General features: G+C 40.2%; 21 protein-coding genes and 1 pseudogene. 3 read left to right on the forward strand and 19 right to left on the reverse strand.

Annotation, left to right across the window (positions count from 1 at the left end; translation table 11 throughout):
• Nucleotides 1-101 precede the first annotated feature (101 nt).
• The 7 genes from ACTNBR_RS12710 to ACTNBR_RS12740 all read right to left on the reverse strand — a co-directional run bounded on the left by ACTNBR_RS12710 (nt 102) and on the right by ACTNBR_RS12740 (nt 7,557).
• Nucleotides 102-233 carry a hypothetical protein gene (locus ACTNBR_RS12710; protein WP_441018588.1) on the reverse strand — a complete coding sequence of 44 codons (132 nt, stop codon included), beginning with the start codon at nt 231-233 and terminating at the stop codon, nt 102-104.
• Nucleotides 230-1,711, reverse strand: coding sequence for a type I restriction-modification system subunit M (locus ACTNBR_RS12715; protein WP_441018587.1), 1,482 nt, complete (start codon nt 1,709-1,711; stop codon nt 230-232). Before ACTNBR_RS12715 ends, ACTNBR_RS12710 begins: the two co-directional genes overlap by 4 nt.
• A gap of 1 nt (nt 1,712) precedes the next feature.
• Nucleotides 1,713-4,061 carry an EcoAI/FtnUII family type I restriction enzme subunit R gene (gene hsdR, locus ACTNBR_RS12720; protein ID WP_441018585.1) on the reverse strand — a complete coding sequence of 783 codons (2,349 nt, stop codon included), beginning with the start codon at nt 4,059-4,061 and terminating at the stop codon, nt 1,713-1,715.
• 263 nt (nt 4,062-4,324) lie between these two features.
• Nucleotides 4,325-4,861, reverse strand: a complete 537-nt coding sequence (locus ACTNBR_RS12725) for a helix-turn-helix domain-containing protein (protein WP_441042714.1) — start codon at nt 4,859-4,861, stop codon at nt 4,325-4,327.
• 84 nt (nt 4,862-4,945) lie between these two features.
• Nucleotides 4,946-5,092, reverse strand: a complete 147-nt coding sequence (locus ACTNBR_RS12730; protein WP_441018582.1) for a hypothetical protein — start codon at nt 5,090-5,092, stop codon at nt 4,946-4,948.
• A gap of 1,608 nt (nt 5,093-6,700) precedes the next feature.
• Nucleotides 6,701-7,177, reverse strand: coding sequence for a hypothetical protein (locus ACTNBR_RS12735; protein ID WP_441018580.1), 477 nt, complete (start codon nt 7,175-7,177; stop codon nt 6,701-6,703).
• A 44-nt stretch (nt 7,178-7,221) separates the two neighbouring features.
• Complete coding sequence (locus tag ACTNBR_RS12740; protein WP_441018579.1) at nt 7,222-7,557, reverse strand: helix-turn-helix domain-containing protein; 336 nt, start codon at nt 7,555-7,557, stop codon at nt 7,222-7,224.
• Nucleotides 7,558-8,018: 461 nt separating this feature from the next.
• On the opposite strand from ACTNBR_RS12740, the gene ACTNBR_RS12745 reads away from it, so the two are divergent.
• Nucleotides 8,019-9,272, forward strand: coding sequence for a phosphoribosyltransferase (locus ACTNBR_RS12745; protein WP_441018577.1), 1,254 nt, complete (start codon nt 8,019-8,021; stop codon nt 9,270-9,272).
• Between the two features lie 18 nt (nt 9,273-9,290).
• Nucleotides 9,291-10,442 carry a DNA-processing protein DprA gene (gene dprA, locus ACTNBR_RS12750; RefSeq protein WP_441018575.1) on the forward strand — a complete coding sequence of 384 codons (1,152 nt, stop codon included), beginning with the start codon at nt 9,291-9,293 and terminating at the stop codon, nt 10,440-10,442.
• Nucleotides 10,443-10,473: 31 nt separating this feature from the next.
• Here the strand turns inward: dprA and ACTNBR_RS12755 are convergent, their stop codons facing one another.
• The 10 genes and pseudogenes from ACTNBR_RS12755 to ACTNBR_RS12800 form a co-directional block, all read right to left on the reverse strand.
• Nucleotides 10,474-10,800, reverse strand: coding sequence for a hypothetical protein (locus ACTNBR_RS12755; protein WP_441018573.1), 327 nt, complete (start codon nt 10,798-10,800; stop codon nt 10,474-10,476).
• 82 nt (nt 10,801-10,882) lie between these two features.
• A pseudogene (locus ACTNBR_RS12760) lies at nt 10,883-11,734 on the reverse strand (CpaF family protein); the annotation flags it as partial.
• The gene (locus ACTNBR_RS12765) at nt 11,709-12,656 is read right to left on the reverse strand and encodes a hypothetical protein (RefSeq protein WP_427808402.1); all 948 of its coding nucleotides are present in this window, start codon (nt 12,654-12,656) and stop codon (nt 11,709-11,711) included. The gene ACTNBR_RS12765 and the pseudogene ACTNBR_RS12760, both read right to left, overlap by 26 nt.
• 284 nt (nt 12,657-12,940) lie before the next feature.
• Complete coding sequence (locus ACTNBR_RS12770) at nt 12,941-13,150, reverse strand: pro-sigmaK processing inhibitor BofA family protein (RefSeq protein WP_427808400.1); 210 nt, start codon at nt 13,148-13,150, stop codon at nt 12,941-12,943.
• A 174-nt stretch (nt 13,151-13,324) separates the two neighbouring features.
• Nucleotides 13,325-13,810, reverse strand: coding sequence for a deoxycytidylate deaminase (locus ACTNBR_RS12775; RefSeq protein WP_427808398.1), 486 nt, complete (start codon nt 13,808-13,810; stop codon nt 13,325-13,327).
• A gap of 9 nt (nt 13,811-13,819) precedes the next feature.
• The gene (gene upp / locus ACTNBR_RS12780) at nt 13,820-14,449 is read right to left on the reverse strand and encodes a uracil phosphoribosyltransferase (RefSeq protein ID WP_427808396.1); all 630 of its coding nucleotides are present in this window, start codon (nt 14,447-14,449) and stop codon (nt 13,820-13,822) included.
• Entirely contained in the window at nt 14,431-15,969 is a 1,539-nt protein-coding gene (locus ACTNBR_RS12785) for an L-threonylcarbamoyladenylate synthase (RefSeq protein ID WP_441018571.1), read from the reverse strand. The genes upp and ACTNBR_RS12785 overlap by 19 nt, the downstream gene beginning before the upstream one ends.
• 70 nt (nt 15,970-16,039) lie before the next feature.
• On the reverse strand, nt 16,040-16,771 hold the full coding sequence (locus ACTNBR_RS12790) for an N-acetylmuramoyl-L-alanine amidase (RefSeq protein ID WP_427808392.1): 732 nt from the start codon (nt 16,769-16,771) through the stop codon (nt 16,040-16,042).
• A 64-nt stretch (nt 16,772-16,835) separates the two neighbouring features.
• Complete coding sequence (locus ACTNBR_RS12795) at nt 16,836-18,623, reverse strand: glycosyl hydrolase family 18 protein (RefSeq protein ID WP_427808432.1); 1,788 nt, start codon at nt 18,621-18,623, stop codon at nt 16,836-16,838.
• Between the two features lie 492 nt (nt 18,624-19,115).
• The gene (locus ACTNBR_RS12800; RefSeq protein ID WP_427808391.1) at nt 19,116-19,334 is read right to left on the reverse strand and encodes a hypothetical protein; all 219 of its coding nucleotides are present in this window, start codon (nt 19,332-19,334) and stop codon (nt 19,116-19,118) included.
• Nucleotides 19,335-19,734: 400 nt separating this feature from the next.
• Here ACTNBR_RS12800 and ACTNBR_RS12805 point away from each other — a divergent pair, with 400 nt between their 5' ends.
• Nucleotides 19,735-20,508: an adaptor protein MecA gene (locus ACTNBR_RS12805; RefSeq protein ID WP_427808389.1), complete on the forward strand. Its 774-nt coding sequence runs from the start codon at nt 19,735-19,737 to the stop codon at nt 20,506-20,508.
• Nucleotides 20,509-20,570: 62 nt separating this feature from the next.
• On the opposite strand, the gene ACTNBR_RS12810 is transcribed toward ACTNBR_RS12805, so the two are convergent.
• Nucleotides 20,571-20,777, reverse strand: coding sequence for a DUF1858 domain-containing protein (locus ACTNBR_RS12810; protein ID WP_427808387.1), 207 nt, complete (start codon nt 20,775-20,777; stop codon nt 20,571-20,573).
• A 513-nt stretch (nt 20,778-21,290) separates the two neighbouring features.
• The gene (locus ACTNBR_RS12815) at nt 21,291-22,217 is read right to left on the reverse strand and encodes a C40 family peptidase (protein WP_441018569.1); all 927 of its coding nucleotides are present in this window, start codon (nt 22,215-22,217) and stop codon (nt 21,291-21,293) included.
• Nucleotides 22,218-22,357 lie beyond the last annotated feature (140 nt).

The following is a 22,357-nucleotide window of genomic DNA, read 5'->3' on the forward strand; positions in this document are numbered from 1 at the left end:
CCAGTAGTTGCCGAATAAGCCTGTCGGTTAAGTTCAAAATCAACCTTTTTGCACTAGATAGGGGTAGTTTGCGCTTTTTTGGCTATTCTGAAGGTTTTGTTTCATAGTAAATCTTCTGTACTCTTATTCTTTATTCCCGTCAAATCGACTTTAGGCTCATCTGCTATTTGCTTGACAAGCTTTCCCTGTAATGCTGAAAACAATATACTTCCCTTTAACTGTTCTGGAGTCATTCAATAGCACCTCCCGGGAGTAAAGCTTCCAATTCAACAAGGATCTTATCAATTTCTGCATTTAGTGTTGATCTTTTCTCTTGGTAATTTCTGATAGTATCAAGAGGATCTAACACTTCTTCTTCCTCATGAGGATACCCGCAAAGATCAATATTACAGCCTTGATCCTTTAAGAGATATTCTCTTGTGAAACACTTCGCTTTCGGGCCATCCTCAAGTTCTATATTTTTTCTATCATTCCACCAAGTAATACAATCATCAAAGTGCTTTAACTCCATCGGTTTTGTTTTAGAAAAATGCTTTCTATCTGAAGGTATATCGACTCTATAAAACCACACATCACCCTCAGGTTTTGCATTATCAAAAAACAGAAGATTTGTCGATATACCTGTATACGGACTAAAAACAGAACCAGGAAGTCTCACAACTGTATGCAAATTAAACTCCGTTAATAGTTTCGTTTTGATTGCTACCTTTGCACTGTCAAGACCAAAAAGGAATCCATCTGGCACAACCACAGCAGCTCTACCATTCTTCTTCAAGCGATACATGATAACAGACATAAAAAGATCAGCAGTTTCAGAAGATGCAAGATCATCTGGGAAGAAACCCTGAATGGATTTATCCTCATGTCCACCATACGGAGGATTCATCAAGATAACATCAAACCTATCATCATCCGTATAATCCAAGAGATTATGCTTCAATGAGTTCATGTGATAAATGTTCGGTACTTCAATATCATGCAAAAGCATATTGGTAACACAAAGAAGATACGGAAACGGCTTCTTCTCGATGCCAAAGATACTATCATCAAACTGCTTCTGTGCAGCTGTATCCTTAACCTGCTTCTGTAACTGACCAAGCCATGATGTGATAAAGCCTCCAGTACCGCAGGCAAAGTCAGCCATCTTTTCGCCCAGTTTAGGTTTGATCATAAGTGCCATAAAGTCTGTTACGGCACGAGGAGTATAGAACTCACCGGAAGATCCGGCAGACTGCAAATCACGAAGGATTTCTTCATAAACAAAACCAAACGCATGACTCTCCTTCACATCATCAAATTCGATTTCATCAATAATATCAATAACCTGACGGAGATATACACCGTCCTTCATATAGTTATTGGCATCCTCGAAGGTTGACTTTACGATAGCCTTCTTTACAGGTGTGTCTGGTGTTACTGGCAATTCCTTTAATGTCGGGAAAAGCGTATTGTTTACAAAGTTCAGCAGTTTTTCTCCGGTCATAGCGTGACCATTATCATCTGCCTGCGCCCAGTTACGCCATCTGCATTCATCGGGGATGATGGATGTATAGTTATCCTCGTTCAGTTCCCAATCATCTTCCTTGGCATCATATACCTTCAGAAAGAGCATCCACACCATCTGCTCAATACGCTGCGCATCACCGTTAATACCTGCGTCCATACGCATGATGTCTCTGATTCTTTTGATAAAACCTGACTGCATCGCCATCTTATCCTACCTCGATTCCATAAATATTTTCTTCAAGCTCTCTTACAGCCTGTTCATACTGAACCTTGCCACCAAAGAGCTTCACTATCTTTGCGGGCTTTCCGTAGCTTGCAAAATCAGCCAGGGAAAGAACCTTGATGTCTTCAACCTCTGTAATACCCTGATTCATATACTTATCCAAAAGGATTTCAAGCACCGCACGTGCATCCCCGGAGTATTTAGAGAAGAAGTCTCTCTTCTTTACATTGTTGGCTCTTTCTGCCCTTGTAAGAGGCTTCTGCCCGTATGCAACATAACAGATAAAGTCAAAGTCATCCACATCTGCCATATTCTGATCCTTCTTCAAGGCTTCAAGGTCAATACCCATTTCCGCAAGGGCTTTTCGTATCTCTTCCTTCTTGTCGGATGCCTTCCATTTACGGATAAAGTCTGATAGGGAAGCGAACTCACCCTTGATATTTGTTCTTGTATAATCAATGATGTCTTCCTGCCGGAGCAGTCTTCCGTTTGCATCATACACGGATACCGTTTTATTGATAATCTTTACCTGACATCCATCTTTATCAACGATAGGCACACCCAGCTTTTCAACTGGCTCTATCGGCTGATCCGGATCGTAAGGTGGCTTCGGAGGATGAGGTTCCGTACCACCATGATGGAAATGTTCATCCTGCTCGATCGGTCCATCCCATTCAGGATCCGCAAAGAGCTTTGTCACGCCACGGAAGTCCATAACAGCAAAGTGTGTTTTTCCTTCCTTTTCACGGATACGGGTTCCACGACCGATAATCTGCTTAAATGTGGTCATGCTCTCGATATACTTATCCAGCACGATGAACTTTGTCATCTTGCAGTCTGCCCCAGTTGAAAGCAGCTCAGATGTTGTCGCAATGACCGGATACTCCGATGATACCGATATAAAGTAGTCCAGCTTACTCTTTCCATAAGTATCAGATCCTGTGATGCGAACCACATAATCAGGATTCTTTTCAACCATATCGTTATTAAGATTTACAAGCGCAATACGCATACGCTCCGCAGCATCTTCGGTCGCACAGAATACTATGGTCTTTTGCATCCTGTCAGTAGCCTTCAGATACTCTGTTATCTCGTTAGCAACCTCATTGATACGGTCTTCAAGGATTACACCGTTCGGATAATCGAAATCACGGTTATTATAGATACGATCCGGTATCTCGTTTCCATACAAATCAGTCTGTCCCTTGTATGGTCTCCACCCATCACTGATATCCAGGGTGACATTGATAACCTTAAAAGGCGCAAGGAATCCGTCCTCTATACCCTGCTTCAGACTGTATGTATAAACGGGATCACCGAAGTAATCAATGTTCGATACGGTTTCGCTTTCCTTCGGAGTCGCTGTCATACCGATCTGTGTTGCCGTGCTGAAGTATTCAAGGACTTTACGCCAGTTGCTGTCTTCCTTGGCACTTCCTCGGTGGCACTCATCCACGATAATAAGGTCAAAGTATCCTGCCGGAATCTGACGGAAGTGTTCTTCATCGTTCTGACCTACCATCTGATGATAAAGGGCAAAATTAACCTCGTGAGAGCCTATATTGTTAAGACATTCTTTGTCTGAAAAATCAACTTTATAAATAGTCTTTTCAAGTGGAGCAAAGTCCTGGAGAATACTCTGGTCTACGAGGATATTTCTATCTGCAAGGTACAGTATTCTATTCTTTAAGCCAGCTTTAAGAAGCCTATACACTATCTGAAAAGCTGTATATGTTTTACCGGTTCCAGTAGCCATCACAAGAAGAAGTCTCTGCTGTCCTTTCGCAATAGCCTCCACCGTTCTGTTTACTGCATTACGCTGATAATATCGAGGTGGATAAGTAGACTGTGAAGAATAGTAAGGCTGCCCTACTATTTTCTTTTCCATTTCCGTGATACCATTACCACCATTAAGCTCTGCATAATATCTTGCTATCAGCTGTTCCTGGCTTGGAAACTTATCAATCTCAATCAAAGCCTCAGTTCCGGTCAAAAAATCATGCTCATAAAAGGCATCACCATTTGATGAATACGCAAAAGGTAAATCCATCATCTGAGCATAGGTCATAGCTTGTTGCAGACCGTATGATACTGTATGATTATTGTCTTTGGCTTCCACAACAGCGATTGGCTTGCCACTATTTAGGTATAATAAATAATCCGCATACTTTGACTTACTGCGGGCAACCATATTACCTTTAATGTTTATCCGACCATCCGTTATCTTGGTCTCCATTGTGATATGACCAGACCATCCAGGTTGTATTGCCGGTGTTATATAATTAAGCTTTATATCTTCTTCGGACATCTGTTTTTTGCTTAATATAGGCATACAGACACCCCCTTAATATGTATTAGTTTATACATCATTCTTTTTATCTGTCTTGAATTTAATGTTGCATTTTACTAAAAAAAATGTCATTAGGTGTATTATGATTGAGTAACTTCAAATGTTTTTCTTCCGTAAGACCATTTCTGTTTGATACTTTAACTCTCTCTGTCACTCCTGTATCAAGATGTGTTAATAAATATTCTCTTATCTCAACTTCCCTATAAACATATTCTATATCTACCACCCCCTCGGAATATAAAATATTACTCTTCATCTAACTTATCCAATTTTTCCTGTAACTCAGCGATTGTACTTTTTAATCGAGCTTTCTGTAAAGCCTTCTCTGTTCTATCACATAAAGCCTTAGGAAAAGTCTTTTCCCATTCATGATATTCCCTCAGAATAGTTTCTTTTTCTTCTTCAGTAGCATTTTCCATACGAGTTCTTACAGTTTCTCTTTCCTCATACCATTCCTTCAGGTATTCATTCATAGTACCAGTAATCCCATTACCAAATTGTAATGAATACTTAGCACCATCCTTCCTTACTTCTAATTCGTAAAGTTCTTCCATCTCAAAAAACGCAAACATAGCACCAATGTAATTTGATACAACTGGGTCCATCAAGGCAATGGTTTCAACCCCAAGTACATACGCAAACTGCTTTAACATATCAAACTTAGGTTTTCTCGCTCCATTCTCATATTTCTGTATTCTGTCAGCAGTCAATCCCATAGCCTGACCTAATTCTGCCTGTGACATACCTTTTTCTATTCTTATCGCACGGATTCTACGACCAATACGAAATTTTTTTGAAGGTGTCTAACCTAAAATACTTATTTGCCAAATCCATATGTATCAACAACCATCTACCTTCCATGATAGCTATTTGTCCATTCCATGTCTTTTTTTTGTTTCTTCTGCGTTTCTCTTAATCATTCTATCAACATCACGCATAACTCTTGCTTCTTTGTTGCATGTAAAATATGCAATAATTCCTACAATAATAACAATCAATAAAAATGCTCCCATAATTTGATCCTCCTACTTTTTATTTTCTTTTGATGGTTTAATAATATCATGTTATGTGTCCATGTTTCAAGACAGTTAAATGTAAAATCATTTGATAACAGCTTTATCAATTACCACCTCTTGCTTATCTCCAATTCTATATTCCGAAACAAATTTACGATCACTGTTCCACTTGTCTACAGCTTGGCTATAATTATCTTGTGTTTTATGTCTTGCAATATTAATTGTATATTCAGCTCGAGGAGAACACACTGCACGGAGTTTTAGTGCATGCGGTCCGCTTATTCAGTGCATGTTTTCCGGAAGGCAGATCAACCCTTTGATCTGCTTAATTACCCTAATTCATGCTAGCAAAATCATGTCAATGGGGCATTTATGCCGCCAAAGGCCTTTCCATTGACATGATTTTGCCAGTATGAAACAGATTATCCGGTTCTGCTCAACAGGCCGGAAAGCTTGCTCACAATCGCCGTGCAGTGTGCACTAAGTCGTCGGAATATACATTAATGTCAATAATTGATAAAATTTCATGTATGCTTAATCAAAGCTGTATCGTTACGCTGGATAAAATAAGAACTGTTCGCAGCAAAGAAATCATACTGGTCAATCAAGCGTTCCGGAAAAGTACATACAAATAGTAGTGCCTATAAATGTGCTTCTGTAAGACGGTTTATCCGTTCTATTTCATGAACGGGTAAACCGTTATCCTTTGATATCGCATACCTAAACTGGTTGTGTGGTATCTTCAAACTTCGCTAAGTATAATAGAATCATAAATAAATTTTATTTTACATAGACGCAACGAAATGGCTCTCGTCCATGGATTTCCTGAATGCACAAAAGTAGTCTTTGCGAAAAAACAGTAAGGAGTCAGGCATATAGTTGTTATTAATCTTTTTGAAAGCAACTAAAGCATCCGAATAAACGGACAAAATCGAGATTTCTGGGATAAGATACGGATCCCGGCCCAAATAACCACTGTATCTCATAAATGAAACCCAGAAAAAAATGGAACAAAACATCGTGCATAAGATGTCTAAACGAGTGCCCTGGTCGTGCATAAGACCTCTCTAGTAAGAGATCAAAAAAGAGTGTGTATTTGCTTAGTATTGACGTTCGAAAGACGAATACAAAGCGACTATTTAGTTTTAACAAGGAACAACGCCTGAACGGAAAGGAGTATGTCACATGGGGCATAAGAAAAAGACTTCAGATAGTCGTAATTTGCACAAACAAGCTTACGATTGCCTAAAGAAAATGCAACATTTTGGAGATAGTAAAAAGGACGATATCAGCTTTTTTAAAATGCTTAACCACTTTCGTAATGCATTCTGCCTGTTCTGGTCTAAAAATGATAGGTGTATGTTTTATTACATCTGTATTGCTCAAATTTTCATTATTTGTGCAAATAACATACTACTATTCAAAGTCAGCATATGTAAAACTTCTTGTTTTTATATTCTGAAACAATACATTATTTTCATCTATATCTACAGTATACCACGAAGAAATAAAACCGTCATTCATTATCACATCTCTATGTTGACGAAAATACGCATAAAACTGCATTTAACATAAAATTATTCATGTCTTGACTTTATCCGCTTATCAACACTCATCAATTACTTCTTGGGATAGATCATAGGAATATTGATAAACGATCATATTATCCTTTATTTCAATATATACACTGTGTGCTTCTTGCAATAAAGTATTCCATATATCAACCCATTCAGGTGGTGTAGAATCCAAAAACCACATTTTTTCAAAGGCAAATTCGATAGTGCCCCATAGATCATCCTCTTTGCGCTCAGTTTTTATATTCATACTCATATGTTCTGCAATCTTCAATGCAGCCTTTTGTAAAAATGTAAACTCAACAATTTTCTTAGAATCAGGAATCTTCTTATGTTTCTTCATCTGTGCTTCCGCTTTACGAATGATTTCTTTTACCTCTGCTTCATGCTGTTTTTTTTCTTCCAATTTTTCTTCTTCTGTCATTTTTGCTTTTTCAGCTTCCAGTTCCCTTTTTATTTCTTCATCTTCACGTTTTGCAATATCAAAAAATCTCTTTTCAATCAACATATTCTCCACCTACCCATAAAAAAAAGAAACAGTCAACATTTTCGTTACAACTGTTTCCCTTTTTTCTGAAGACCTCGGAGCATAGCCATTACTACCGCTTGTTCTTTTTCATCAAGACCATCCCAAATCTTTAAGACCTCTTGTTGTGACTCAGATAAATTTACCGGAACGTCCATTCCTGCAAAGAACTGAGCCATTGTTACTCCCAGTGCATCACATATTTTTTCCACAGTAGGCATTGTTGGTAGACTTTCTTTAGCAATGATTTTTCCAATCGAAGATTGAGATATACCAGTCAGCTGTGACAGCCGATATTTACTCATATCACGTTTTTTGCACAAAGCTACAATATTGTCTGCAATATAATCCTCTGTACGCAAGTAAATACACCTCTCTTCCGATAGTAGTTACCTTAATTGTACCTACAAATCGGCAAAAATATTAGAGATGTATCTTGCAAGTATTTACTAAGGGAAACAGAAGTATTTTTTCAAAAAAAATAGCACTATATGATATTGTACTCCATTGCTGTCAATCCACTGTCTAAGCGCTCATATTCTCTTTGTACCTTCTCAATTTTATCATATAATTCTAGTACTGTCGAACCCTTTATCATTTTATTTAAATGTCAAACTCCTTAGATTTCAATACTCTGGCAAGCCAATGAAAATCTCTGATAAAAGATAATAAATATATGTATACTGCAACCTATGAGTACCGTATACATATAATCCAATTGAAGTTTTCTTTAGATACTGATAATATAGAAGATATAAAAGCGAACCAAATATTTTATACTACATAGTATTTTTCATCTTCCAAAAATAAGAGGAGGTAACCAATGAAAAAACTAATTTTTTGTAATCTGGATTTATTGAAGTCAAATCTTGATCCTGCAGATTATCAAGACTTGGATTTATCCAATTTTAATTTTGAGCGCATGAGGAAAAAACGTGACAAATTTATGGAAAAGTTCAAACAGCTTTCAGAAGATACGGATAATACCATCTATTTCTATAGCAGAAAGACTGATGTTTTAACTAATTATGAAAAAGCATTTCGTGAACATGGATATACTAATTTCCACTTTCGTGATAGAAGTGCTTTAAAAGATTTTGTATCGTTAAACAAAAATAGAAATAATTATTTTGTATTTATCGGCGGAAAAAATACGGATTTCCAATTAGCAGTTAATACACGTTCACTCTACATTGTTCCGACTTGGTTACCGTTAGAAGATAAGCCACAAAAATACGGCGTACATGTAGATACTGTAAAACAATTATATAAATTCATTCTTACACTGAATAATCAAAACGTATGGTACTCCAAACTTACTGTAGATGATAAAACAACTTGCTATTCTCTCATGGATGCAAGGTATGGTTACTATGCTAAAACACCTGAAGAAAAGGAAATGATGCAGCACTTTCAAGAATTATTGAAAGAAGGTAAAAGCAGGAATTACTATAAAATTCTTTTATATCACTTCTTAGCAGGTATGACAAATTCAACAGAATTTGATGACATTGAATTATTCGGCATGGTTCCATCTTCAAATTGCGAAGTTAATGAAGATTTATATTCTTTTATGACTTCAATAAGGTGTTTAAAAGGAAAACGCCTTCCTAAAAATTATGCTGTAACGGTACCAAGAAGAGAAACCAATTTGTTAATTCGGCATACAGCCAAGAATCAGGCACACATCAATCGAACTTCTCAACAACGTGCAATGTTAGGTGGAAATGATGAATTTGTTACTCTTTGTATTAATCCCGATTACAAAAAGAGGATTGATAAATTAAGAGACGAAGGCCGATTCAATGTGTGCATATTTGATGATTATATGACACATGGAAACACCTTTAATTCTGTTAGATGTTTATTAGAATCTCTTGGAGCAAACAAAATTATTTTTATTTCCATGGGTGTGTTTAAAAGACCATTTCAAAAAAAAGAATATAACATTACTGGCTCAGTATATGGAAAGAATTACTCTTACCAACTAACAGGAAGTTCTACTTTAGTTGATTTTAGAGTAAATGATAATGCAAAACAGGAAGTATCTGATTTATATGATATTTTCAATTCATAATGAATAGAGGAATTACTTGTGACTAGATATATTATTGCCTTGACTGAACTTGGGCTAAAAAATAATAATTTAATATCGCTTTTAAGAGAACATTCTTCTGATATCGTGGATATGTTTGAAAATAGAAGTCAAAGTTTATTTGAAAAGCACCTGGACTTGATGCCGTTCTATGACATATTTTCAGATTCATCAGCAGTGGATTTAGCTTTATCTAAGGCAGATGATATTCTTACTCGTAATAAAGAACTTGGAATTAAAACAACTTACTTAACAGCTTCATCATATCCGAAAGAGTTGGCTTTAATAAGTAATCCTCCAGCCATTTTATATTACAAAGGAGCTGAGTTTTCCGATATCCCCTCAAAAGCAATTGCTTGTGTTGGAACCCGAAAACCCACAAGAATTTCATATAACGCTGTAAACTATTTAGTTCCTCAATGGGTACATGAAGACTGTTCAATCATTTCAGGGCTTGCTTGTGGTGTAGATAAATTATCACATCAGGCTTGTATTTCCGCTGGCGGTAAGACTATTGCTGTTTTGGCACATGGTCTTGATACAATTTATCCAAAAGAGAATTCAGCACTGGCAGAAAGAATTCTGGAATCAGGTGGTATTTTAATGTCAGAATATGCAACAGGAACTAAGCCTGATAGATTTAGATTTGTAAACAGAAATCGCTTGATTGTAGGATTATCAAAAGTCGTTGTGATTTATGAATGTGACGAAAAAGGCGGAACCATGCATAACGTTGAACATGCAGGAAGACAAAAAAAGCCTATTTTCTGCCCCGCAATCGGAGAGGTAGTAGAAGATATTCAAACAGGGACAAAAAAATTAATAGACGAAGGTACTGCTTCCGTTATACAACAAGGTCGTGATATAGCTGGTGTTCTGGATGCTCTTGGTTCTCAAATAACCAAGCCACGATTAAATAATACAGCAATTAAGCTTAATTACTTACATGCAGTTCTTTCAATTTTGAATGACCCTGTTGTTCTGGAAGCCACATTAAAAACACTGAATATTAATATTCCTGCTACACAAGATGTTTACACAACTCTTGTCCACATGGTAAATGACAACTCACTAGACATAGACAAGATACTTAATCTACTGGTAGAAAATAATATTGCCAGCGTCAACAAAACTTTAATACTCAATGACTAGTAGTTTCTAAACACAAGAAGGATGCCCTATTTTAGGGCTCCCTCTTGCTTATCTTTGCTCCCAAATATTTTTCCACCCTCCAGCGAAGATAAGAATATGTATTCCATATATTTGCCCCTAAAGGATATTCCTTTCTATAAACAAATACCGTTTGGTATTCAATAGAATGTAATCTACACCATTCATGTATATCCTTCATATACATCCTGTCTATTCCATTGCTTAACTGTTCCATATACCATATATCCTTATCTGTCATTAATTCCATTATGAACAGTACATTATAGTATTGAATGACACCTACTTTCTTTCGTTCCTCCATTAACCTTTTACACATTAATCTATACTTAATGTTCATGACGTATTTCTTCTCCTCTCCTACGTATCCATTCTAATCGTTATAAACGTCATATATATAATTATAATATAGTACATATAAAGGCCTGGAGCATATCAGCCGCTTCCTTTCCCCGGACTTCACCTACGATAATTCTGTCCGGCCTCATTCTGAGCGCCGTTCGAATCAGATCACGGATACTAATCTCCCCGGTTCCTTCCACATTTGCGTTTCGTGCTTCCAACCGCACAAGATTGGGAAGTTCCGTGATCTGCAGCTCTGCATTATCCTCGATCGTAATGATTCGTTCCGTCTCGGGAATATAGTCCGACAACACATTCAAAAATGTCGTTTTCCCGGAACCGGTTCCGCCGCTGATAAAAATGTTATATCCTGCTCTCACCAGACGAACCAGAAATTCTGCCGCTTCCTCACTGATGGATTCATACTCCAGAAGCTGCTCCATCGTAATTCTGTGTTTTGGGAACTTTCGGATCGTCACAATCGGCCCATTGATAGCGGCAGGCGGCAACACGACATTGACTCGCGAGCCGTCATTAAGCCTGGCATCCACAATCGGGGATGCTTCATTGACAATCCGGTTGCATTCCGCCACCATTTGCTGGACCACATCTTCCAGCTTACCTCTGGACAGAAATTTCTTATCGGACAGGAAGATCTGTCCTTCCCGCTCAATAAAAATATTCTCTGTTCCATTGATCATGATCTCTGTAATCGACTCATCCTCGATCAGTTCCTGCAGAATATCCAGCTTACGGAACGCATTAAAAAGTTCCTTCCCAAGCGTCGCCTTTTCTTTGAGCGGAATGAATTGTTTTTTTGAACTTTCTTCCAAAACACTATGGATGATCTCAAGCAGTTCTTCATCTGACGGTTCCCTCATAAAATCCATTCTGGAGAGGACCTTTTCATGAAGTTGTTCTGCTCTTAACATACATGTGCCCCTTTCCGGACTTTATTTCCAATTCACCGGCCGCCTCTTTCACGGCCTGCCGCATCGTTTTGTCCATATCCACATAAATCGTATGCATTTCCAGCTCCTGAAGACGAAGCGCCTTCAAAATATAGCTGTACTGCTCCATCTTTGTCCTGGCATAGACATCATTTGCAAACGGAAACAAAATCCAGTCACACAGTTTTAAAATCTCAAAAATATCTCCTACGGCGTTTCCCAGATCCAGGATCACCGTATCGTAAATACTCTCTCCGGTCAGTTTTTGAAGAAGAACCTCCCACTCCCGGATACTCACTTCTCTCAGATCGGTCCACACCTTCATCGGTGGTATATAGTCCAGATTTCCCATCTGTCGGATCATGGATGCAATCCTTACACCGATATCATCCTTTTCCTGTTTTGCATAATACAGTAGATGAGAAAGGTTCTGAACATCACCATCCTGAAAATATCCCCCGATCCCTGCATATGCCTCCAGATTCAGATACAGTACATTCTCCTGTTCAGCAAGTACTTTGCCAAGCTTCAGTGCAAATGTTGTCTTACCGACCCGGTGAACCGGCGAATACACTCCCAGAACACGGCCTTTTCCGTAATATCCCGCCGGAATGTCCATCTTCTGAAAAGCCTGCATGATCTCTGCGGTCAGCTTGTCCACAGACTGGTATTTCCTGAGCTCCTGCTCCTCTTCCCCCAGATCCGCACACTTTGTTCTTGTAAGCACAATTCTTCTGCCGCCAAATACCCGCTTTCTCAATTCATATGGAATCTCATCGCTGATCAAAAGCGCCTGAACTTCTCCTATTTCCAGCAGATTTTCCAACATATCAAGAGATGAGCAGATCCGCACTCCTGCTGTCACCTCCCGCTTCAAAAGCAGTGCTTCGGCAAGCCTTTTCACATATGCTTCCTCTGAATCACAGATTACTATTTCTCTACTGATTCCTGATTACGCTCCTTTCCGATACTGATACCAGCATCTTTTATTAAAAAATAACTTTGAAACTTACGCCGAAATGGCATGTTGAGGAATGCCTCTGCATTCCTTTGATGCGAGTGCCTGCAAGACAGACACTGCATAAAATGATTTTTTGATTGTTGTAACTCTCTTGTGAGGTGTATTATATCCCCGCCCACTTTTCTTGTCCAGTAATTTCGGAAAATTAAAATGCTTTTGTACAACACTTACATAATTTGATAAAACATAATGCCATACAGCAGACAAACCCCAGGAATTCCAAGGGTTCCGGATGTCAAAAACGAAATTAGATTTATCCCTACAGAAACCGGAATATTTCTATAGTCCAGAAATTGATTGACTCCAAAAATAACTACCAGTCCCAAAATCGCCCTTAAAATAAAACGAATCAAAATTGATGATTTTCTTTTTTCCATTCTTTTATCTCCTCACTCCCGACTCGAGCCAGGGCATTTCCACTTCAAACAGAATCTGTCCCTCAATTGAATATATACCATCTCCCATTGTTTTATTACCTGAACTTCCAGAAAAACACGAAAAAAAAGACACAACACATACTTCAAAGTGTTATGTCTTTCTGAAATATCCATTTACAATTCAATTTCAATCTTTCGCCCGGTCCTGTGATATTGATGATACCGCACCCCCGCACTGTCAAACATCCTCTTAGATGCCATCACAGAAGAAGTATCCGCATACTTATCGCAGTCATAAATAACTTCTTTTATTCCGCTCTGTATGATAGCCTTGGCACATTCATTGCATGGGAACAGCGACACATATAATTTTGCCCCTTCCAGACTTCCTCCGCTGTAATTCAGGATCGCATTCAATTCACTGTGTACCGTATATACATACTTTGTTTCCAGCGGATCCCCGTCTCTCTCCCACGGGAACTCATCGTCCGAGCATCCCCGCGGCAGTCCGTTATACCCCATTGAAAGAATCTTATTATCCGCACTTACGATACAACATCCAACCTGAGTATTCGGATCCTTGGATCTTCTCCCTGATAACATGGCAACTCCCATGAAATACTCGTCCCAGGAAATATAATCATTTCTCTTTCCACTCATTTTTCTCACCTACTTCGTACCAAAAATACGGTCTCCTGCATCCCCAAGTCCCGGTACAATATATCCGTGATCATTCAGGCACTCATCCAGCGCTCCCACATAAAGATCCACATCCGGGTGATCTTTCTGCATTCTCTCAATTCCTTCCGGCGCTGCGATGATGCACATAAAGCGGATATTCTTTACCCCTTTTTCTTTCAGCATCCGGATCGCCGCAGAGCTGGATCCTCCCGTCGCAAGCATCGGATCCACAACAAACGTCTCTCGTTCTTCGCAATCGGCCGGCAGCTTACAATAATATTCTACCGGTTCCAGCGTCTCCGGATCCCTATAAAGCCCGATATGGCCTACCTTCGCAGCCGGGATCATCGTCAGCATCCCTTCTACCATGCCAAGTCCAGCTCTTAAGATCGGAACCACTGCCAGCTTCTTCCCCGCCAGACACTTCCCGGTCGTCTTGCAGATCGGCGTCTCAATTTCAACTTCTTTCAGCTTCAGATCCCTCGTTGCCTCATAACACATCAGCATGGCAATCTCACTTACCATGGCCCGGAAATCCTTCGACCCGAGTTCCTTCTGACGAATATGGCTGATCTTATGCTGGATCAGCGGGTGATCCATTACGTATACGTTTGACATTTGTTCTTTGCCTCCTTATTTAATCGCTCCGCAAGTTTTACAACATTTTCCTGTATCAATTTATACATCTCTTCATACTGCTCCTCGGTCTGCCCGTAAACAGATGCGATCTCCTGCATATTTCCCACATATTCCCCCAGAGTATAGACATCTCCCGCATCCGGATATTCACTCAGGATCTTCTGCTTCTGACTCTCCTGCATGGTAAGAACCAGCGTGTCCTCGCCGAGAATCTTTTCGTCCAGCGCACTGGTCTCAAATCTTTCCAGCACAATATCATGCGCTTTGAGCAGCTCTTCCGCCCGCGGATTCAACGGCTCCGGGAACAAAACGATCATCCCTCTCGAAAGGATCTGATATTCCTGCAAAAGCGGCTGCCTCCTAAGAAGTGCCGCAGCAATCGGCGCCCGGCAGTTATCGCTGTTGCTCACAAACACGATCCGCCGGTACTTCTGTAAACGTGTAATATCCGATGCCTGCAGCACATGATGCCCTGCCGCCTTTCCCAGACGGTTCATCACCGCTGTTCCGATTCCGGCCTCCGAAAATGCCTCACTGTAAATATAAGAGACCTCTTCCTCGTCAAACTCTCTTAGCACTTTGTAGAGATTACGCGCCACCGTCTTTTCATTTTCCCGAGAACCGATGCTCTTGATCATTCCTGTGGTATATTGGTCAATAGATTCATTCGTCGCTATAATTCCGACTTTATACCCCAGACGAACCTGCTCATACGCAATCTGTTTGATTGCCTTGATCGACTCATCCGGCTCTCCTTCCACAATGATCAGATCCGCTTTCGGCGCATAATGTCGGTATTTCATCCCCGGTGCCTTCGGTGCTTTGGTACTATTCTCAGAAATCAGCGTCTCGTCGACCGAAATCTCTCCTGCCACTTCCTCTAGCATCTCTTTCGTGATTGCTCCCGGTCTCAGGATCATCGGCGGATTTACAGTAAGATCCAGAATCGTTGATTCCACCCCGATGTCCACACTTCCTCCATCCAGTATCATCTCAATCTTTCCGGAGAGATCATCCGCCACATGCTGAGCCGTCGTAGGACTCGGCCTTCCTGACGTATTCGCGCTCGGCGCGGAAATATATCCGCCTCCGGCCAGAATCAGTTTCCTCGCAATCTCATCGTCCGGCATCCGCACTGCGACTGTATCCAGACCTCCCGTCGTTCCAAGCGGAACCTTGTCATTTTTATGAAAAATCATCGTCAGCGGGCCCGGCCAGAAATGATCTGCAATATCCTGTACGATCTCCGGAATCTCCGTCACGATTTCTTTTAAATCTTCCAGCCTCGCAATATGAACAATCAGTGGATTATCCGATGGACGTCCTTTTGCAGCGTATGTCTTTTTCGCCGCCTCTTCATCTAACGCATTCGCCCCCAGTCCGTAAACCGTCTCCGTCGGAAATGCAACCAGTCCGCCTTGTTTCAAAATACTTCCGGCCTGCTCAATACTCTCTTGATCTATATTGTTTCTATCTATCTTTTTTATTATCGTTTCCATGAAAATTATTATACCATTATCTGAATATCATGGCAAATTAAATATGCAAATACAGCCCATAGCAGACATACTAATTTTTACCAAGACACTCCAGTATCCCACTGCTTATCGCTTCCGCCATCTCCTGTTGATATTCCTCTTTGGACAGCTTCTCGGCCTCTTCCCAGTTGCTCAGAAACCCGCACTCCACGATCACAGTCGGAACCTCCGTCCGCTTCAATAAATAATAGGATTCATTCGCCTTAACCTGACGATGATTTTCCGGATCCACTGTTCTAACAGCCTCTTGAAGAATTTTGGCCATTTCCTCCCCTTTTTGCGAATGGATGTAATAAAAAACCTGGGCTCCTTTTACATCCTCAGTCTGGTAACTGTTCTGATGGATACTAACTACGAGTTCCGGCTTTATTTCATTGATCATCCGAACCCGCGCCTTCATGTCTTCAACCTTTTTGTTTTTTGCTCCTTCTGTCTCCAACCCCTCATCCATTTCCCTCGTAAGTTTTACCGTCACACCTTCCTTCTCCAGACATTCTTTTACCTTCATCGTAATCTGAAGATTCACATCCTTTTCCAATACTTCATTAACCCCGACTTTTCCCGGATCATCCCCTCCGTGCCCGGCATCCAGTATGACCTCTGTTTTCTCTTCTCCTTTTACTTGATTTCCCGAAACATACTGATTTAAGGTATAGCTCCCATAAATAACAGCAGACAGCAGCAAGAGTACAATAATCCATTTTATTTTTATCAGGATCTGATATTTTGTCGGTAATTTTCCGGTTAACTTATTTTGACGCATAAAAAACCCCTCCCGCACATATCTCTACAATATATGCGAAAAGGGGCTTTCGTAACACGCTGATTTAGTTCACATACTTTAAGATCAATTCCCAGATATCAGATGTCTCGAATCCGATCTTCCATGCAGCTGTTCCTGCCAGTTTATTTGCCTTCATCAGTTCCAGCTTTGCTTCCAGAGACTGTGCATCCTCCAGCCAGATCTTATAGGTCGCACCATCCGCTCCTGTCCACTCTGCATAATTCTGCTTTACAGTATCATCCCATACTGCAGTCACACCTGCTTCGCTGACTTTTGCGGCAGCTGCCTTCATTCCCATCGCCTCACTGGTCACTTTCATGGGGTAATTAGCAGCTTCTGTGCCCTCCTGCTCTGCAAGTTCTTCTTCCGTCTTCGGAACTTCTTTCCAAAGTCTCGTATAGAACGGAACTGCATTGATAAGTTTTTCAGCCGGAATATCTTTAAGTGCTTCTTCGATTCCTTCTTTAACATATTCATAAGAAGCCACCGAACCAGCTTCATAAGAGCCACTGAAGTGCTCATCATATCCCATAATGATCACATAATCTGCAACAATTCCCTGTTCTTTTCTGTGATAATGCTCATTGTATCCTTTCGGGACATAATTGTCCACAGACAGTACCAGATTATTGATTCGGCATTTTACAGATAATTCTCTGATAAACTGAATATAATGTTCGCCCACTTCCTTCGGTATCTTTTCAAAATCCACATTGATTCCGTCAATACCGGTTTTCAGTGCTTCTGATATCAGCTGATTCTCCAGATTTTCTCTGGCTGAAGTATGACTGAGCAGCTCCATCTGATCAATATTATCACCGAAATTATCTACCAACGCCCACACATCAATTCCTGACTGATGTGCATAATTAACATATTCCTGACTTGCAATGGAATTCAGATTTCCATTATTGTCCGCAACCGAAAACCAGGTTGGAGACAATGTAGTAAGTCCTTTCGTATTTGCAATCGTCTCAAGAACTGTACTGTTCGCTGTAGTACTCGCCACCTGATGCCATGCAAGGTTGATCGTCTTATCGGAAGTAATGCTGGTAAACTCTTCCTCCGTAAACTCACGGGATGTAATCTCGGTGGCTTCCTTACGCAACATAGAAGCTCTGAGATAACCAATAATCCCATCTTCTGTCCGCACTTTTTTCCATCCCTCTACCTGATCGATCACGGTCACTTTGTCACCTTTTTTGACCTCTGTCAAAATCGGGCTCTTTGCCCCGCCTTTCAGACGAATACGTGTGTCCCGTTTAAGAACAGCAGTCGTTGTCTCACCAAATTCATTGACAATCATTACTCTGTCCGGATTCTCATAGACCTGATAATCCATATTTGTGTATTGCTGCACAAAATCAGCCGCAATATATGCTGTGCTTCCGTTCGTTTTTAAAATGACATAGTCTTCACTTTTCGTTTCTTTTGAAATTGTATAATCTTTACTTCCTACACTTGCCCGTACCATTTCACGAGGCAGAGTATACAAAAGAATATTTTCGTTTGGATCCCAGTAAAAGCGATCATTCAGATAATCTCTGACCACTTCATAGGACAGATAAAGATGACCGTCTACTCTCATTGCTCCGGCTTCGATTACTTCATTATTAATAGTAATTCCGACTTGTTCTTCGGACTCAATGCCAAAATACTCATTCAGATCATATTTTTCTTTGGTCGGCCCATATTTATTCCAAATCAGGGCACCGCCCACAAGTCCTGCTGCCAAAATACATAAAAGTAAAATGATAAGGATCGGGCTGATTCTCTTCTTTCTTTTTTTTCTCCTTCTTCTGGCATTCTTCCCACTCGAGGTTCTTGCCATCTCCTGACTTCTTCTGCGGCTTTCTGCCTCTGTACGTTCCGCTGTTCTTCTCACCTGTGCTGCACTTTGATTCACTTTTCTCTGTGTTCGTACTGCCTGTTCTGCCGGCCTTCTGTCAGAGTTTGTCCTCCTCTGGTTTCGCGCCGCATTCCCCGAAGCAGAACCTTTCGGTGTAGTTCTTCTGCCTGTCGTACCTGACTTCTTATATCTTATATCCGCATCAGAAGGAATCTCCCGTCCTGACCTTGTGCTTCTTGTCTGTCTTTCGTCCACACTGCACCTCCTGTTAATGGCTTATTGGCATAGCCTGAGAAGACTATGATATAACTCACATGTATGTGCTAATTATATCATAATTTCTATTCTTTTGTATAAATTTCATTAACTATTTCAAAAACTTAGCCGAGGGGTCTGCTCTGCAGTGTTTTTTATAATTATTTTATAATTCTTACGGGTTTTTCCGCGTTTTACGCTCTCAAAATCCCCAAAACATCATTTTATTTTTACTTTATAGAAATCAAGCTCCTGTACCATACCATTTTCATCCACGATATAATCACGCATATAGTTGCTGTCTTCCCTGACCATATGAGCAGATACAATCTGCAGCGGGCTCGCCGGAAGTCCGTCAATCTGCATCCGTATCCCGGATCGCTCATATTTTGTCAATTCTGTAAACAGTTCCTGATAATTTGTATCATTGTTTTCCATGAATCCCCCTATCTTCCCGGCATCTTTTTACGGCAAAAAGCGACCATAAGTTTTTTGTGATATACTATTTTTCTGCTTTTTCCGACGACAAGGAAACACTTTCAGCCGGATATTGCTTTCCTCTATATTGTTTTCAGGTCTTGATTGATAAATTGTCTGATACGACTTACATGGTTTTAGACGCTTGTGTGCGAAATGCGCTAAATCACGGATTAAAATGTACCGTCAATTTGAAATAGATTTTTAAGATAATGATTTTTCATTTCCTTGTAGCCCCATTATAAAAAAACATTTATTTTATTTCAAGTATTTTTTTAATTTTGTTTACATCTTTTCGATTTTTGTTTATACTAATAGTGATTTACTATAACTTTTAATTGTGATAGGAAGTGATGACAACATGAAGATAGAGAAAATTAATGATAACCAGATACGCTGCACGTTGACCCATGCCGACCTGGCAGAGCGCGAACTGAAGCTCAGCGAACTGGCATACGGCACCGAGAAAGCAAAATCACTTTTTCATGACATGATGCAGCAAGCCGCACATGAATTTGGTTTTGAAGCTGAGAATATACCTTTGATGATCGAAGCCATCCCTGCTTCTTCTGATTCTATCGTGCTTATTATCACCAAAGTCGAAGATCCTGAAGAACTGGACACCCGTTTTTCCAAATTCTCACCGCTCCCGCTTGGAGAAGCTCCTGACAAGAAGAAGAATTCCATGCTCGACCGTCTGAAGAAACTAGAAGGCGCAGACGAATTTCTCGATCTGCTCCGCCACGTAACAGATGCTATGAGTGATCTTCCCGAAGATGTGCCGGTTGCACCAAAAGATACCACTGAAACTACTGCAGCCAAAGAACCTGAAGAAAAAGTTCCCACAATCCGCTTTTTCTCATTTGCCACACTCGACGGCGTTATTCAGGCATCCAATCTGCTCATCGAGATGTACGAAGGTTCCAGCACTTTATATAAAGATGAGCGAAATGATCTATACATTTTGGCTCTTACACAAGCTGCACATAATACTGTTGACTTTAACCGGATCTGCAATATGCTTTCCGAATATGGTTCATCTGAACCGGGAACCGGAGCTTCCCTCGCATTTCTCGAAGAACACTGCGAGATTATTGCGTCACAGAATGCCGTACAGACACTTGGAAATTTATAAGATACCATATTATAGTAATAAAAGGACACAGCAAATCGCCGTGTCCCTTTTATTATCTCATCTTATGCATTTGCTGCCAGAAAAGCATTGATCTTTTCAACGAGAAGATCTCCGTCTAATCCATGAACCATAGCTGCCTCTTCCAATGTCTCAGCCTGAGCTCCCGGGCATCCAAGACAATGCATTCCAACTTCCATCAGAATCGGGGCTGTCTCCGGTGCAACATTCAACAGCTCACCAATTGTCATATTCTTATTTACTTCTTTCATGAGAAATTCCTCCTTCGATTTGATCTGTCTTTACACTCAGATATTCTTTATTATACTACCGATTATTTCAATTATCAATAATAATGTCCTATTTCTGTTTTGTACATATGAGTACGAAATATATACAATTCAGATAAATTGAGCAGTCAATTTTCACTTCTTTTTGACTACTTAAAAGTCAATCATTTTTTCAATTTCTTTCGACAAAATGTGATTTTTATTAATTATACCCAAAACATCCGTTCTGTTTTTTATTCAAAGTTGTCCACCAAAAACATATGTTTTTGTGTGGATAACGTGGATAACTCTTCTTTCATTACGTTTTTTCCACGTTTTTTGGCCTTTTGAGCGTGGATAACTTGGATAACTCATTTGGGATAACTTTTACATCATTTTCTTTCTTTATACAAATTCCCCATACATTTCGACACAAAATTTGAAACAAAAAAAATCCGAAATTTTTATTCCGGATTTTTCTGTCTGACTTTTCACACTGTTTTAAAACACCTTCGTCTATAATACTCTTCTGACTGCCAGTATGGTCGTATAAGTGGCTGGTGAGATTCCAATTCCCTGCGCCGGATTCATTGCATTTACAATTTGACCATTTCCTATATAGATTCCCACGTGCCCATCATAACAAATCACATCTCCGGGTATTGCCTCCTCATAACTTACACCGACTCCCGCACTTCGCTGTTCGTATGAAGTTCTCGGTAAGGTAATTCCAAAATGTGCAAATACAGATTGAACAAATCCTGAACAATCCGCCCCGTTCGTCAGACTTGTGCCTCCCCACACATAGGGATTTCCTATGAACTGACAGGCATATGCGACGACTGCCTGTCCGTCTGATTCTTTCTCTTTAGCCGCTGCTTCCGCCGCAGCACGCTCTCTTGCTTCTTCTTCTGCTTTCGCCTCTTCCTCAGCCTGCAGCCTTGCCTCTTCCTGCTCTCTGGATTCCGCATAAGTAAATGGATCTTTCCTTCCTTCACTTTCTGCTTTTTCCACCAGTTCTTCTGCAAGCTCCTCCGATTCCTGTCCGATCGTAATATACTCGGTCTTTACATACCCGGTCACCTCACCGGATTCTACCGCAGTCCACTCTCCGACCGGCCCTATAATCTTCGCTGCATATCCCGGATAAAGCTTTCCGACATACTCGCTCTCTTTCGTTGGCTGACTCCTTATATATAAGAAGGTAGTGACATCGGCAAACGCCATATCTAAATACTCACCCTTATTTGACGGCACCAGATAATCTTCCACTTTGATTTCTTTATTTTGTGAATAGCAATCATTCAGCACCGCTTCAATTCCAACTCCCGGCATATTTCCGGACGATATTTGCTCCACGTCCTCTGCCATCACCGGCATTACCGGGAATGCTGCTCCCAGCAATGTAACCAGGAACAATCCTCTTCTAAGATTTGAATGCATAAATCTCCCTCCTTTATGTATTCTTATCTTTTGTAAATATTACAGAATTGTTACATATGTTACGCTGATATTATATCAATCACATATGCTTTTGTCAACCAAATAGCCAAATTTCTCTTCGTCAAAGAATTTTCCATTTC

Source organism: Bariatricus sp. HCP28S3_F11 (genome assembly GCF_052065395.1).
Classification (GTDB): Bacteria; Bacillota; Clostridia; order Lachnospirales; family Lachnospiraceae; genus Allocoprococcus.